Genomic DNA, 14,249 nt, shown 5'->3' with positions numbered 1-14,249 from the left:
CTCGGTAATGATTAAACATGCTTTAATTTTAGCGCTAAGTGTCAGTGCGACTGTAGCATTAGCAGCACCCAATGAGGGGTTACCCGTAGCAAAGGTTGCGCAAATTTGTGACTCAGTACAATGTCAAATAGCCGCGAATGCCGCATTGCAATACGCTGCTTTTTGGCACAGTGGAGACACTAAGTTTGCGAGACAGGCACTAAGTAACACATTTACTGATATGACATTACCAAGAGGTAGAAAGCAGGGCTTGAAAGGCGTGCTAGAAGCCTCATCAGGATTTCGTCGCGCAGTGCCAGACCTGAAAGCAGAAGTCGAACACTTACTAGTCAGTGGTTCATTTGTCACGGTACGACTACGTTTTTTTGGACACTTCAGCGGCCAATTTGGTGAGCACCAAGGAGCAGATCAAGCCATTGATTTTCGAGCCGTCGATGTTTACTACGTTGATGGTGAGAAAATCACTAAAAATTGGCATCTAGAAGACTACCATACGCTCTTTGAACAAATGCAGATTAACGAATAAACAATTATTGTCATAATACCGAGGCTCCGACTTGGAGCCTATTTAACAAATAGGCTTGTATTCTACACTCCTTTAAATCCGTTGATTGTATACAGTTTTTATCAACAATCTGTTCTAATACGGTCATTAAATTAGGTATTAGCAAAAGTAGATTTATCGCAGTGCAATCAATAAACCAACTTTCTCAACATTTCATTTCCCTGTGTAAAGATAAACGTAAACTCTCAGATCACACCTTGAAAGCATATCAAATTGACTTAAAGCAGTTTATGCAGGCACTTGATGAAAATAAAAGCATTAAAGATATTAGCAAAGTAGACTTATCACAGTTCCATCAATTTCTAGTTGATTCCGAGCTATCAAACACATCAATAAAGCGCAAAATGGCGTGTGTAAGGGCTATGTTCCAGTGGCTTGAGCGAGAGGAATTCATCGAGCTTAATCCTTTTCATAAATTTCAGCTAGACATTAAGCTACCCAAAAGATTACCAAGAAACGTACCACACTCAGACTTGAAACGCTTGCTCAAACAAGCCAGAAAAAACTGTAAAAACTTATGGGTAGAATCATCAAACACATATAGCATCAGTCAAAAGCGCATGCTAAATGAATTTACTTCACTCATCGCGTTAGAACTTATGATTAGCACAGGGATCCGCGTCTCTGAGCTTGCTGGAATTTGTTTAACTGACATCTATATCAACGAAAAGAAGATTAAAATCTTAGGTAAGGGAGCCAGAGAACGGTTTGTGTATCTCACAGATCAAGAAATAGCCAAATTACTCAAGAACTATATTGAAAGCCGCGCTATTTGCGCACCACATTGCGATCATTTACTGATTAATAGCCGCGGGGAACCCGCCTCAACGCAATTCTTACGCAAACTAATCAAAAAACTTAGTCAACAAGCATACACCCAACTCAAAGTCACTCCACACATGCTAAGGCACAGCGCAGCATGCGAACTACTTGAATCAGGCCTCGACATTCGCTTCGTTCAACGGTTGCTCGGACATAGTAGTATCTCAACCACGGAAATTTATACCCATGTTACCGATAATGCTCTGCAAAAGAAGATCACTAAAGCCAATGTAAGGAAACGAATTGCTAGTTAGTAAGGATAACTACTAATTATGATTGAAGAGTGTGATGTAAGAGATAAGTATAATAAGCTTCAGAATATCTGGGATATTTCCGATCAATGGCACTATCACACCTACAGAAGAATTAAACAGTATTTATACGATTATTTAAGCATTGAAGATGGTGTTAAATTATCAGAAAGAGTATTACTGGCTGGCTCTGGAGGTAACTCTTACGGAATATCTGGTGATTTTATTTATCATCTAGATATAGCAGAGAATTTATTGAGTTTTGAGGACAAATCAATAGTAGGCTCTGTGACAAATATTCCTTTTTTTGATGAGTCATTTGATATTGTAATATGTGTAGGTTCGGTACTAAATTATGTTGATGCACATCTTGCTATTAAAGAGCTTAGTCGAGTAACAAAAAAAGGTGGAGCTTTAGTTTTAGAATACGAAACTAGTAATAGTTATGAATTTATATTTACAGACAAGTACAAGGAAAGTGTAACTCCGATCCACACCTTTTATAATGGAGAAAGCGAACATCTTTGGCTTTATTCTATTGATTATATAAACTCAATTTTACACAGTTTTGACTTGTTAGAGAAAAAGAGCAACTCGATACATATCATATCCACACTGCTCTTACGAAGTACAGGCAATCCGAAACTATCTTCCAAACTCTCCAGGTTAGATCATTTTTTTCAAAGGGTTAACATACTAAAAAGAGGTGGATGTAACTTTATGGCTTTCCTTTTAAAATGTCGCTGAAGGTTTTAGATACAACTTTTAGTACCTCCAGTGCACGCGACGAGAACAAAGAAAGAAAAAAGACGAAACTAATGGAAAGAAAACCATAAAAGTAAAAGAAATCATCTTTATCTATTTCTGTTTTTTTAATAAAAAACACTAAAGACAACGCTAATATCAAAAATAAGAAAGTCAATTTCACCGATAGACCTAAATGTTGAGTAGGCTGTGCAGTTGTTGTCTTTACTATACTTTCATATGCTTTATCACTCCCACCTTTAAAATAAACATCATCAACGAGAGAGGTCTTTGCGGTGCTATAAAGCTCTTGAGCTTTTTCCTTGTATAAAATAACTTTATCTTCCTCGTATACTTCAAACCACCTTGAGTAATGTTTAATATACAGCATGTGTAGTAAATCCAATGCGGTTTCTTTCCTTAAACTACAATGAAGAGGCCTAGGATTTAAAAATAAATGTGCAGGAACCTTGCTTTCATGATTGCTAGCTGAAAGCTCTAATTGCCAATAATCAAGATCCAACTCATAAAATCCAATCATGCCTAGTAGCTTTTTCATCAACTCAAAATTATCACTTTGATGATAAGGCTGATCTATCAAGGCTAGCTCTACAACGGAAAAGCTTGAGCTGGGAAATTTACTCTCAATATACTGGGCAAGCTGATCTGCAAACTCAAAAAAGGTATTGTTCTTCCTATATCTTTCATCTATGGATATATAGTCAATAACAACTATATTTTCTTCAACGAAATAGGTTAGTTGAGTATAGCCAATAACTATTTCATTATTTGAAAAAACAAGGACATGGAACTCATCATCAAACTTTTTGTTATAGTTATCTAGCCAATAAGTAATTGTATTAGTTTCCGTTCTAAGTGCAGGGTGTGTGTACCTAGAGTATATCGATAATCCTTCGATATACTTTTGATCTTTAGAGCTCACAACTCTTTCTAATGAATAGTGTGAATTGAGATTCATAATTAGTAGTTATCCTTACATCTTTTTCCATGCCAAATAAAACCAGACCACGGACCAAACTGCAACAAAAAATTACATAAATTCAACAAAAGTGCTGTGCTAACTCATCCCAAAACCACAATTTTTATTTTCGAAACCGCAAAAAGCCTCCTTCCATGCAAGCAGACAAAATAAAAAGTTCAATAATTTCAGTTAATTAAATTTTGGCATGCGACTTGTTATCTACTGAGTAATAACAACCTTCATTCCACCAGAGATATCAACATGGATATACAAGTCGAATATAAAAAGCGCAACAAGGTTAACTGGTTGTGGGCTGTTGGCGGAACCATTTTCGCCGTAGTTATTATATGGCTGCTAATAAAGTCCTCAGCGCAGGCATCTTTGCCCATAGCGAAAACATGGATTGCAGAAGTCCAGCAAGGGGATTTAGAGGTCAGTGTATCTGGATATGGACAGCTTAAATCGAAAACGCCGCGTTTGATAAGTGCCGCAAGCGATGCCACGGTTGAAGAAATTGTGTTGCGCCCGGGTGCACAAGTTAATCCCGACAGCATCATCATGAGGTTACAAGATGCAAATTTGGCCCAATCTTTAAAAGATGCCAAACGCAGTTTGGCGCAATCGCAAGACCAATATCTACAACTCGATATCAATCAACAACGAGAACTGCTGTCTCATCAGGCGGATTTGGAAATTCTGAGATCTGAGTTAGAAAGTGCCGAACTGGAGGTTACCGCTCAAGGAGAATTGGTTGAAGATGGAGTTGTTTCTAAACTCGACTACCAACGCGCGGTACTTACCCATCGCCAGCTGAAACGTCGCATTAATATTGAGCAACAGCGAATATCATAATTGCAGACCTTACACAAAGCCAACCTGCAGCTTGCGCAGTCGAATATTGATGCCTGTAATGAAGTATTTTTATTGGTTCAAGATAGGGTGAATAAGCTCACCGTACGGGCTGGGATCAAAGGGGTATTGCAGCAACTGCCCAGCCCCATCGCAATTTTCGATAACAATACCGCCTTGGTGCATGCCAATGAAGCCTTCTCAAATTGGATTGGCAAACCATGGCAAAGCCAGCGTTTGTTAAAAGCGCATAAGTTTAGCCTTGAGTATCATAGTAGACATTGGCGCTTTAACCACCCTACTCTAGGTGATGAGTGACAGCTTCGCTATAGTGAGCTTACCATTGCAGGCATGCAGGCACACTTGGTGATCCTGACCGATGTGCAAGCGGTTATCAGCCAAGCTCAGCGCGACGCTTGGCAAAAAATGATCAGAGTACTCAGCCACGAGATTCATAATTCTCTCTCGCCGATTAAGTCACTTGCTCAAACCTTGATAGAAATTCCCACCACGCAAGAAAATCAAGTCGATTTTGAACAAGCACAAGGCGCAATTGCTCATATTCAGCTTCCACTGACGGCAGAGAATAGGTGAGTGTTCATCGCCACTTCTAGGCAACATTTATTCAGACATTTTAAGCATCGCAATCAACTGACGGCCAGCAGCAATGGTATTGGTTTCACCACTATAGATGTTGTCGCATTCTTTCGATTCAAACACTTCTTTAATCCAAACAAACAAATCTTTGTTAAACATCACCAGCATCTCAACGGGAATATCTTTATCGTGCAAATGCGCCGTTAAACATTCTGCAACCTCATCAATTAATAACGCGCCATCATTAAACTCAACACAAAAATACAAGCTATTAGCCAATTCTTTGTACAATTTTACAATTAGTTCAATACGTTGCTGTGAATATCCGTTGGCTTGAATAAGGCCAACTTCGGCATCTACCTCTTCTACGGCTTCAAGTAAACATGCAACATCATCGCCTTCTATCGGACACTCAAGCCAAAATTCGCTGGCAGATTCCGCCTCTTTTTACAATTTACTTGAAAATGCTCCGAGGTCGTCTGGGCCCATATCGAAAAAAGCATCATCGAATAGATCATTGGCGGCTTCTGAGCGTAAATTACCGTTGAGTAATTTTTCATTTTTCTTGAGCTCTTCGAGGGTTTCATCAAACAATTCAATTGCCTCTGGCGCAATCTTTCCTCGATCTCTTTGGCGTCGCGCTTCAGGCCCAACAAATGCCTGATTATGTGAGATTTTAAAGTAAAACTTCTTAAAGACTTCTGTCGACTCTTGGATTTGTTCTGCGAGTCGACGCAGATTAGTTAAGTCTTTTTGCATCGAAATATAATGTGTCACCTCCCCTTGTTCATTACGAATAGCGGAAATATTCCACTCTACCGGATACATACTGCCATCTTTACGATAGTTGATAGAGGAGCCGTAGAAAAAGCCGTTGCGCTCAAGGGCATCGCTTAGCTTAGCAATAACGCTTTTATTACTTTTAGGCCCTTGTAAAATCGCCGGAGAATTGCCAACAAGCTCTGCGAGCTCATAACCCGTATGCGTACAAAACTTTTTATTGGCGTAGACGATGCGGTAGCCATTTTCCCTATCTGCATCAGTGACAACCACCGCATGATGAGAATGCATAAGTACTTGTTTTAATAATTCTATTGCTGAGGTTTGCTTTAGTAACTGGCTGAAAAACAAGGTTTCTTCAATGTTATCTTGCTGGATAGGCATATAGCTTCCTTAAACCAAACACGGCTTATTTATATACCTTTAAACAGTAGCTCAATTATCGTTACCTGCTACTTTTTCAGCATCAAAACAATAATACCTGTTAACCGATTAACTTTGACCCCTCGTAAAAGTGCTGTCGATGCTCAAGGTAGCGCATCCACACTCTATCCATTTGCGACTGATATAGTTTTGCGCCATGTTTGTAATCCATGCCGTGCAAAAGCAGCATATCCGCAAGTTGCATGCTGCTGGTCATGGCGTGCAACATGCCTTGCGAAGAGAGTGGATCAAAGCTCATGCTCGCATCACCTACCGCGTACCAGCCTTTTGCTGCGCAACTATCCAAACGGGCCGAATTTGCACTTACCATTGGATGCAGGTGTGCTGTTTCTATATTCACCAAGTCCACTAAGGTGTTAAACCCCCTCACCTGCTTTACTTTTGCTAAAAAATCTCGAGCGCTGGTGATGTTGCACTTTTTGATCGCATCAGCGCAAGCCTGCCAAGAAAACACCCGCGGCTGCATATTGGAGTCGAGTGAAGAGCATGCCGCGCTCGGTGCACTATACCACCAGCCATTTTCTTCATCGCTTATCACCGCAAACTGTTTCGTCGTGGCAACCTCTGCGGTAAGCCACAGTGCTATTTGCTTATCAAACTGTTGTAGTTTTGCACCGAGTCGCCTCGCCAGATGACAGGCGCGACCGGTGGCATCAATAAGCAGTGTTGTCGTGATAGACATGTCAGTGTCGCAGCCTTCAACCCTAACTTGCCACCCTGATTGTGTTTGCACCACATCAGTGAGCTTTGTAGAAGATAACAAAGGGATACCACGAAGCACTAATTGATCACGAAGCTGCTGTTCAAAATGCTGCCGATGAATGTGCCACCCCAAACCATCGGGGTTTTTAACGTTATCCACTATGGTAGGCGATTCACTACCCCAAAACGAAATCATACCGTGACAAGTGAGATGTTCCGGGCTTTGTAGTAAGTGCAACAAGTTAAGCTTTTTGAGAATTCTAGACGCCGCTGGCGGTAAACACTCGCCCACTTTTTCTTTGGCTGCGGCGAGCTTATCGACTACTATCACCTGATAGTGAGGATACAAAGCAAGTGCAGCAATGCATCCTGCAATGCCTGCACCTACAATGACAATATCCGATTTCCTTTCAGCCATATTAGCCCTTATTATTTGCGATTCCGGCGATGTGCTTTGTCGGTTTGTGACAGATCAGGACGACGGTCACCCATGCCTTGGGTGTTCATTACCATCATTTTCTCAGCTTTTAGCGCTGGCTTTTCAGGTGTTAGGCCCACTTGCATGGTGGTAGGAAAGCCCGTTACGCCGGGTTCTGTTTTTGGTAGCACCACCGCGAGATCTGCAAAATGCCTAACCATGCTGTTAATTTGCGCTTGGTAAAGATCCGCGGGTGCAGTGTCTGTAGGTATCGGTAAATCATTTAGCCACAGTTCACGGTCGTTAAATGCGCTCTGACGAGTATCAAATGGCTGACTCTCATCAACCACGGTTTGATAATTGCGCTCATTCAACATGTTATTTGGTACACGCGCAGGCCAAAAAGTGGGGAGGTACGGATCATAGGCTTGATTATAGCCGTCTCGACAACTCGCGGTGTCTGTTTGCCAAGGAATGGCCATCCAACGCGTAATGCCACCAGCAACCTGCCCCGTTTTTAACGGGCCGCTCGAATGCAACGCGATTTCTGATGTCATTTCCACGCCATAATTGGTGCCGTGGGTCGGTGCAGTATCCTCTGAATGCTTAAGGCGGAAAGCTTCGCTATACATGCCTGCTGTACGCATTGGCCAAGTCATTTCACATCCAGGGTGGAAAGCATCCGCTAAACAGAACTCCATCGCCGCTTTAGTTAACATATCTGGTTGCTCAGCAACCGGAATTTCATCAATACTGGTTGGGGGGCAATAACAAGGGTCGTAATCAGAATCAAATTCGCCATTCGACCACTGCTGTAACATATTCAACTGAATTTCTGTGAGGGTGACAAACTGCCTTGGCGAGTCATCGGCATCTACACTCATCGCATCGCCGTACAACCAGGGCCACAACTGCGGAGCGGTAGCGGCAAATTTAGGGTTCCAACTATGTTTTTCATCCGCCGTGGTAACTTTTTCTATCTGTCTAAAGTTATTAAAGAGATTACGCCTTGCTTCTTGCCATGTGCATGAATTGCCATTTAAACGGCTGATCCAAGTCTCTGAAGTAAAATCAAAGGGGCTATTCCAGCCAAACCCTGCGGCAAATCCCGCATTAACCCATTGTAAATCGGTTAACCTTTGGAAAATTGGCAGAATGTCTTTACTAAAGGAGGGTTTACCCTTCGGTGCTGGTAGCATCTTGGCATCAACTGCAACCTGACGCATTAAATCCCACATGGTTCGCGGAGATTTTTGCATTGGCGCGTAATCTGGTGGCGCACAAATAACCCATGCAGGTTTCACATCAAGTGCTTTGCCTTGATATTTAACCTCAGCAGTTACAGGGCCGTCCGAAGTATCGTCGTACCAGCCTTCATTATTACCGAACGTGATCGCCTCGTGGCCTTGAGGATTTTCTGACACTCCGTGTCCACCTAGCATAAGTAAGCGGCCCTTATCATCGGTACGCATTTCGCCTAAGTACACTTTTTTACCGGCAAAGTATCCTTCAAAGCGACTACAACCGCACCCAGAAGCAATACCACTGATCTGCTGCGCCCCACCATCTATGAGCAAGCTGTTACGGTCGTTTACATTGAGGTTGCGCAGTAAACTCGGCTCGGCTTCAGCCGCCTCTGGAATATCCAACGCTAATTGAAACTCATACCAAGATGCTTTTTGATTAGCCAAGCGTGCATGCCAAATGATAGAAGCACCATCGTCGCAAGTGAGCTCTTTAACGATGTTGCCCTCGGCGTCCAATCCATAAATACGAAAACGCGCGGCTTGGCGCTTCAACGCTCCCGTGCTATCGCGATAGTAATTCATATCTCTTGGAATGGCGGTATCGACCTCAGGGCCAATAAAAAATTCATCAGGGCTGTTACCAACCCGCATTACACCAATGGGTGGGTATATCGCAGCTGAAACAATGGGATTTTGATTGCAGTGATGTGACATGTTGTAATCCTTTTTGCAGTAGTTCAATTCATGAAGCATTACTGCAGTGTAGAAGCTATTTCTGACTTACACCATTACATCGAATTACAGATAGGAAAGAGGCCAGAGCCTCAAAATGAGGATGGCCCACATGGAGAAAGGGGGATATCTCATCTGTGATGGATGAGATAAAAATACACCCTGTGCGGGACACAGGGAGAAAGGAAAAAATTAAGGAAGGAAGCGCTCAACGCGATAATCGCAGACGCTTGGTATAAGAAATGTGGGATTTAACTTAACCTAATGCTTCGCATACTAAATAGCTTTTAAAGCCGGCGTGATTAATTACATGCTTGACCTCACAGACAAACCAGTCACCGTTGAGATTATCGTCAACCTCTTCGATAGTTATCACGCCACCTGCTAGTAAGTTAGGGTCGCCAACCACACAAAGCTGCACACTGGTATGCGCTCGATTTAAACGCTGTAACATGGCCGTCGCCGCGGTTTGTGCTTCGGCCTCATTAGGGTAAACGTAAGAGAGTGTGGTTTTAGGTGAAACGCCACCGACACTTACCAATGTTTTTTGCGCTAACGCTTTGTCGTAAAAATAAGCTTGCACCCCTTTAACTAACTTGTTGTGGTTAGCATTAAGCTGCCATGAAACCAGCTGCTTTTTACTTACCGTCACGCTAGGTAAAGCTTGGCCGGTTAACGACTTTCCGGTGCCTTTAGCCATAAATATAAGCTTGTCATCCGCAATCTTCATGATTGCATCAAACTGCACGGCAAGCTTGCTTAGCAATTGCATATCGCTTTCACTTTGCTCAATGTGCGGTATCTCTCGGTCCAGAAAGGCATCACCTATTTTTGCCTGTAGTCCATACTCACCGGCAATGTCTTGGATAAGCTTGTCCAGCATCAGCGGCTCATCCTTACCCTGCTCTGGCCATGAGCGTATTTTTAGCGCTTTAAAGTCTTGATCCCACAGCACTTTATTACCATAAAATGTCAACGAGCGATTGGGGCCAGTCAACTCATAAGCCCCCACTTCGAAAATACCTAATTTGGTTGAAGGAGCACTCTGATCTTTGGTGCCTTCTTTATATCCCATCGCAATTTCTAGTTGATCCGTTGGTGCAGGTAAGGCAATGGGCGCGTCAGCTAAATTATCAAATCGTACATAGCAGGTATCACTCGCAAGCCCCGTGCGTGTTGTAACACTGAGCTCAGCTAAGCGGTTCTTCAGTGTTTTTGATACCTCATTGCCATTTGCTTTAATAGAATAATGCGGTTGTAAGTCCATATTAATCCCAAATATTGATCACTTTAGACACAGTAGGTTTAGCGATTTCGGGAAGAAAAATACTGATCTGCTCCGAATAAATTGGCCCAAGCTCTGCCAAGCCATGATTGGCTTCTAGCACCTTTTCTACCATGCCACTACTGCGGCCATAGTGCTTAAAACAGATGAGATCGAGACAATCGCCATCTCGCGTAATATAAGTTACCCCTTTGCTCATAACGACTCCTTAGCACCCAGCGCGCTTAATAGCGGCTGAGCTCCATTGAAAATTGGATTTCTCGTGGGATCCCATCATTAAAAAATAAGGTCCGCGTTTCACTTATCCGTTTGATGACCCACTTACCCATCACGCGTCCTACGCTTGGACTAGATTTCCCACTTTCTTCAACATAGCCCAGCGTCATCGGCTCCCCTTTGGCGGCTTCATCTCTCATCATGTCTAACTGCTTCAAGCCGTTATCCACAATTTGCGGGAAGATCACCCCTTCAATGTTTAAGGTTTGCTCTCCTACGCCAATAAATTGCATCGGCGGAGAGTCCTTATCAGTCTGAGATTTGTGGGCTTCCCAGCGATATTGAGAATCGTACTGGAGCTTATTAAACGCTGCGGTGCTTACTGAAAACTTGTAGTCTCCCAGTTGCATCATATGTTTAGCATGATTAACTTTGCTCATTTAGTCCTCTATCGTTATGCCACTTGATTGTAATATCGAGCACTAAGCTCTTGCTCAGCTTGTTGTTGTTGCTGATCCAAAATTTGCTTCACTTGCTGCGCAACCTCATAAGCCTGTTGGCCATCTTTTGCATTGACTGTAATATTGGCGTTCACCGTTACCGATGCTGCGCTCGGCTGCGGCGCCGATGAATATTCAGATGCTTTATTCGCACTCACATTCTGTTGATTTAAACTATTCGGATCTGGTGCTGTAGCCTCATTGGTGGCTGATGTTTTGTCATCGCTAAACCAACCTTTAATGGCATCACCAACCATGTTGTTGGTAAGGTAACCCGCCATAGGGGCCGCCATTCTCACATAGGGATTCTTGCTCTTTGACAGTGCACCAGATACAGCATCGGCAGAAAACATGCCGCCTAGCGTGCTACCAATGCCAGCCGCTTTTTCTTTAACAGAAAGCCCATCATTATTGAGCGTTTCCCATACCGTGTGTGCGTTTAGCGCTCTGCCTGCCAAATCACCCGCCTTGCTGACGCCGTGTATTTTGCCGGTTGTCGTCCCCTGATTAGCAGCAAACGCAGCAGCCGTGCCGGTGGCTAAATTCAGCTCATTAATGACATTATTTTTAACAAAGTCGAGTGCATTGCTTTTTGTTGCTTCACCGTGTTGAGGCGTACTAATCGCAGCCGTTTTGTTGTCTGTTTGCGCAACGTGTTCATCGCCTTTTGATAACCAACCACCGAGGGTGTCGCTAATTAAGCCCAGCGGCCCCATAGTGGCAAAACTCGTTGCGCTATCGAGCAAGCGCTCTGTCACCGAAGGGCTTGAGGTGCCTGACGCTGAGTCCTGAGCATCGTCAGAGAACCAGCCACCAAGTTTGTCACCAAACCAACCTCCGATTGACTCACCGCCCATCGCGCCGAGTGCACCACCGACTAAGCCACCGATTGCAGTGCCAACCACAGGAATAACCGAGCCAATTGCCGCGCCTGCTGCGGCGCCAGCGAGTGCGCCGCCTGCGCCACCCGCAGCCGCTCCAACCTGAGTGGTTTTTTCTTTAGTCGTTAACGTGTCATCAGTTAATGCCGTGAACGCATCGAATGCCCCTAACGCCACGCTAAGCGGTGCAGCCGCACGCCCAAGTAACTTTTTAGACCCCTTGAATAACTGACCAAGTTTGCCACCTTTAGCTGGAGAGAAACTGCCAAGCTTTTGATAACTAGCATCATTTGCGGCAGCCATCATTTTGACTTTTTTGGCTTTTGCTTTGGACTTTGGTTGCGATGCTTGACTATCTAACTGTGCTTTTACGCTAGGGGCTTTCCCGCCGTCCAACAGTTTCAAAGCGGGTTTATTGGCGCTTCGTTTGTTGATTTTGCGCGGCTTGTGCTCGCGATCCGCCGATGCTCCTTGTTGATCCGCGAGATTAAAAGACCTAGCTCGCTTGTTACGCTTTCTGCCTCGCTTCTTGCGTCCTTTTTTACGCGTAGATTTCTTCTCTTCAACATCACTTTCTAACTCAGTAAACGACTCAGATAAATCATCGCTAATACCGTCTAATCCAAACTCACCAAATAAATCTGGTAAGCTGTTGGTAAGAGAAGATAGATCTCCCTTGAGAACGCCTTTTAAATCAATATTGGAGAGTAGATCAGCGTGTTGCTCAAGTACACTTGCCGCATCGTTTAGCCCAAATGCACTCAACAGTTCAGGCCCTGCACTTACAAGTGACTTGATGTCGCCCCCTAAAATCGCGTCGACATCCAGTTTTTCTAATGCCGGTAATGCGCCTTCGAGTACGCCAGCTGCACCGTCTAATTCAAATGCCTTTAGTAACGAAGGACCTGCCGCCATAAGGCTCGATACGTCACCGCTGGCAATTTGCTTGAGATTCAGTTGTTTTAAGCCAGGAATCGCAGCTTGTAGCTTATCCGCAGCATCGCCAAGTTCAAATGCTCTAAGCACTTCAGGTGCGGCATCCACTAAGCTGCTCAGCTCACCATCCATTAAACCCTTAAAATCGAGTTTTTCAGCGATAGGAAGAACTGAACCAAAAGCCTGCGACGCACCTTGCATATCCAATGCATCTAATAATGCCGGAGCACTTTGTAGCAACGACTGGATATCACCATCTGCAATTGCGCCTAAGTCCAATTGTTGTAGCGCTGGCAAAGCCGCAGATACCGAGTTTGCGGCACCATCAAGTCCCGCCGCCTCAAGTAAGTTTGGCAACGTTGCGGCCAACGACCCCAGCTCACCATTAGCAAGCCCCGCTAAGTCAAGTTGAGCAAGCGCCGGTATTTCTTGCGCAAGAGTTTGGTTCAATGCCTTTAGATCAACGGCTTCTAACAAACTTGGTAAAGCCTGCTGCAAACTTTGTAAATCGCCTTGAATAAGTCCTGGAATATCCAATTGGTTCACAGCTGGCGCAAACTGCGTAACCACATTTGCCGCATCGTCAAAGCCAAATTGAGTTAATAACGCAGGAGCAGCTTCTGTTAGCGAACCAAGCTCTCCTTTGAGTACCTCTGCAAACTCAATATTGCTCAACAAATTGCCTGTTTCGAGCAGTTGCTTTGGCAAAGCAGCTAAATCTAAACTCGATGCAAAGTCCGGCAAAGCTTGACCCAATGACGCTGCATCTAGGCAAAATTGCTGCTGAGCATCGATTACAGATTGACCTTGCTTCGATGCATTTGTCGCCGCAGTCACGGCTGGTGCAACGGAAATTGCGTTAAAAAGTGAAGGAACCTGTTCGGCTAATGCCGTCAATTCAACTTGTACGGTTTGGCTTGCGGCGCTGAAATCCAGTTCTGCAACCCGTTCAGACAAGCCGCTTATTGCATCTTGTAAAGAATCAGGCAACGCCAACATGACCTGCTCAGCCTGCTGAACCAACTGACTATTAGGCAAAGCATTTTCACCAGTGGCAGGTGCCTGAAACTCAGGTACTGAGAACGAAGCCTGTGGGCTTAACACCGCGCTGGCATTAAGTTGAGTCATGATGGAGATTAATTGCTGTATCTGCGCACTGGTTGCAGAATTGGCGTTGAGTTTTGCAACTAGACTACCTAAATGTGCAACTTGGTTAGCAAGCGAAGTTACCTGCGGCAACTTATTTTTGACTTTGTTCGCCTCTCGTGAACGAACCTGTTTACCTTGTTTTATCATGG

Annotated in this window: 15 protein-coding genes; 6 read left to right on the top strand and 9 right to left on the bottom strand. The window is 44.0% G+C overall.

Going from position 1 to position 14,249, the window contains the following annotated elements; all coding sequences use genetic code 11:
• Window positions 1–7: 7 nt before the first annotated feature.
• The 3 genes from NO992_RS13045 to NO992_RS13035 all read left to right on the top strand — a co-directional run bounded on the left by NO992_RS13045 (window position 8) and on the right by NO992_RS13035 (window position 2,385).
• The gene (locus tag NO992_RS13045; protein WP_371377715.1) at window positions 8–526 is read left to right on the top strand and encodes an ester cyclase; all 519 of its coding nucleotides are present in this window, start codon (window positions 8–10) and stop codon (window positions 524–526) included.
• A 161-nt stretch (window positions 527–687) separates the two neighbouring features.
• The gene (locus NO992_RS13040) at window positions 688–1,641 is read left to right on the top strand and encodes a tyrosine-type recombinase/integrase (protein WP_371377712.1); all 954 of its coding nucleotides are present in this window, start codon (window positions 688–690) and stop codon (window positions 1,639–1,641) included.
• A gap of 18 nt (window positions 1,642–1,659) precedes the next feature.
• Window positions 1,660–2,385, top strand: coding sequence for a class I SAM-dependent methyltransferase (locus NO992_RS13035; RefSeq protein ID WP_371377709.1), 726 nt, complete (start codon window positions 1,660–1,662; stop codon window positions 2,383–2,385).
• On the opposite strand, the gene NO992_RS13030 is transcribed toward NO992_RS13035, so the two are convergent.
• Window positions 2,357–3,361: a hypothetical protein gene (locus NO992_RS13030; RefSeq protein ID WP_253107822.1), complete on the bottom strand. Its 1,005-nt coding sequence runs from the start codon at window positions 3,359–3,361 to the stop codon at window positions 2,357–2,359. The genes NO992_RS13035 and NO992_RS13030 overlap by 29 nt on opposite strands.
• A 264-nt stretch (window positions 3,362–3,625) precedes the next feature.
• On the opposite strand from NO992_RS13030, the gene NO992_RS13025 reads away from it, so the two are divergent.
• The 3 genes from NO992_RS13025 to NO992_RS13015 are packed head-to-tail and all read left to right on the top strand — an operon-like array spanning window position 3,626 to window position 4,807.
• Window positions 3,626–4,216, top strand: coding sequence for a hypothetical protein (locus NO992_RS13025; RefSeq protein ID WP_371377707.1), 591 nt, complete (start codon window positions 3,626–3,628; stop codon window positions 4,214–4,216).
• Window positions 4,217–4,531 carry a hypothetical protein gene (locus tag NO992_RS13020; protein ID WP_010378419.1) on the top strand — a complete coding sequence of 105 codons (315 nt, stop codon included), beginning with the start codon at window positions 4,217–4,219 and terminating at the stop codon, window positions 4,529–4,531.
• A gap of 33 nt (window positions 4,532–4,564) precedes the next feature.
• Entirely contained in the window at window positions 4,565–4,807 is a 243-nt protein-coding gene (locus NO992_RS13015) for a histidine kinase (protein ID WP_371377704.1), read from the top strand.
• A gap of 27 nt (window positions 4,808–4,834) precedes the next feature.
• Here the strand turns inward: NO992_RS13015 and NO992_RS13010 are convergent, their stop codons facing one another.
• The 8 genes from NO992_RS13010 to NO992_RS12975 form a co-directional block, all read right to left on the bottom strand.
• A complete protein-coding gene (locus NO992_RS13010) occupies window positions 4,835–5,089 on the bottom strand; it encodes a hypothetical protein (RefSeq protein ID WP_371377701.1) in 255 nt (84 codons plus the stop codon).
• Window positions 5,090–5,257: 168 nt separating this feature from the next.
• Entirely contained in the window at window positions 5,258–5,974 is a 717-nt protein-coding gene (locus NO992_RS13005; RefSeq protein ID WP_371377698.1) for a PAS domain-containing protein, read from the bottom strand.
• Window positions 5,975–6,074: 100 nt separating this feature from the next.
• Window positions 6,075–7,154 (bottom strand): NAD(P)/FAD-dependent oxidoreductase, encoded by a 1,080-nt coding sequence (locus NO992_RS13000; RefSeq protein ID WP_371377695.1) that lies wholly within the window; start codon window positions 7,152–7,154, stop codon window positions 6,075–6,077.
• Between the two features lie 11 nt (window positions 7,155–7,165).
• Window positions 7,166–9,115, bottom strand: coding sequence for a LodA/GoxA family CTQ-dependent oxidase (locus NO992_RS12995; protein ID WP_371377692.1), 1,950 nt, complete (start codon window positions 9,113–9,115; stop codon window positions 7,166–7,168).
• Window positions 9,116–9,389: 274 nt separating this feature from the next.
• The gene (locus tag NO992_RS12990) at window positions 9,390–10,400 is read right to left on the bottom strand and encodes a phage late control D family protein (protein WP_371377689.1); all 1,011 of its coding nucleotides are present in this window, start codon (window positions 10,398–10,400) and stop codon (window positions 9,390–9,392) included.
• A gap of 1 nt (window position 10,401) precedes the next feature.
• Window positions 10,402–10,617 carry a tail protein X gene (locus NO992_RS12985; RefSeq protein ID WP_010378405.1) on the bottom strand — a complete coding sequence of 72 codons (216 nt, stop codon included), beginning with the start codon at window positions 10,615–10,617 and terminating at the stop codon, window positions 10,402–10,404.
• Window positions 10,618–10,642: 25 nt separating this feature from the next.
• Entirely contained in the window at window positions 10,643–11,074 is a 432-nt protein-coding gene (locus tag NO992_RS12980) for a phage tail protein (protein ID WP_010378403.1), read from the bottom strand.
• Between the two features lie 14 nt (window positions 11,075–11,088).
• Entirely contained in the window at window positions 11,089–14,247 is a 3,159-nt protein-coding gene (locus NO992_RS12975) for a phage tail protein (RefSeq protein ID WP_371377683.1), read from the bottom strand.
• Window positions 14,248–14,249 lie beyond the last annotated feature (2 nt).

The sequence above is a fragment of the Pseudoalteromonas sp. DY56-GL79 genome (assembly GCF_041414765.1).
In the GTDB taxonomy this organism is placed as follows: domain Bacteria; phylum Pseudomonadota; class Gammaproteobacteria; order Enterobacterales; family Alteromonadaceae; genus Pseudoalteromonas; species Pseudoalteromonas piscicida.
This window is presented reverse-complemented; position numbering and strand designations above follow the sequence as displayed.

Coding starts and splice junctions, on each gene's coding strand:
- NO992_RS13045 (WP_371377715.1), top strand. CDS start 8: ATGATTAAACATGCTTTAATTTTAGCGCTAAGTGTCAGTGCGACTGTA.
- NO992_RS13035 (WP_371377709.1), top strand. CDS start 1,660: ATGATTGAAGAGTGTGATGTAAGAGATAAGTATAATAAGCTTCAGAAT.
- NO992_RS13030 (WP_253107822.1), bottom strand. CDS start 3,361: ATGAATCTCAATTCACACTATTCATTAGAAAGAGTTGTGAGCTCTAAA.
- NO992_RS13025 (WP_371377707.1), top strand. CDS start 3,626: ATGGATATACAAGTCGAATATAAAAAGCGCAACAAGGTTAACTGGTTG.
- NO992_RS13015 (WP_371377704.1), top strand. CDS start 4,565: ATGCAGGCACACTTGGTGATCCTGACCGATGTGCAAGCGGTTATCAGC.
- NO992_RS13005 (WP_371377698.1), bottom strand. CDS start 5,974: ATGCCTATCCAGCAAGATAACATTGAAGAAACCTTGTTTTTCAGCCAG.
- NO992_RS13000 (WP_371377695.1), bottom strand. CDS start 7,154: ATGGCTGAAAGGAAATCGGATATTGTCATTGTAGGTGCAGGCATTGCA.
- NO992_RS12995 (WP_371377692.1), bottom strand. CDS start 9,115: ATGTCACATCACTGCAATCAAAATCCCATTGTTTCAGCTGCGATATAC.
- NO992_RS12990 (WP_371377689.1), bottom strand. CDS start 10,400: ATGGACTTACAACCGCATTATTCTATTAAAGCAAATGGCAATGAGGTA.
- NO992_RS12985 (WP_010378405.1), bottom strand. CDS start 10,617: ATGAGCAAAGGGGTAACTTATATTACGCGAGATGGCGATTGTCTCGAT.
- NO992_RS12980 (WP_010378403.1), bottom strand. CDS start 11,074: ATGAGCAAAGTTAATCATGCTAAACATATGATGCAACTGGGAGACTAC.
- NO992_RS12975 (WP_371377683.1), bottom strand. CDS start 14,247: ATGATAAAACAAGGTAAACAGGTTCGTTCACGAGAGGCGAACAAAGTC.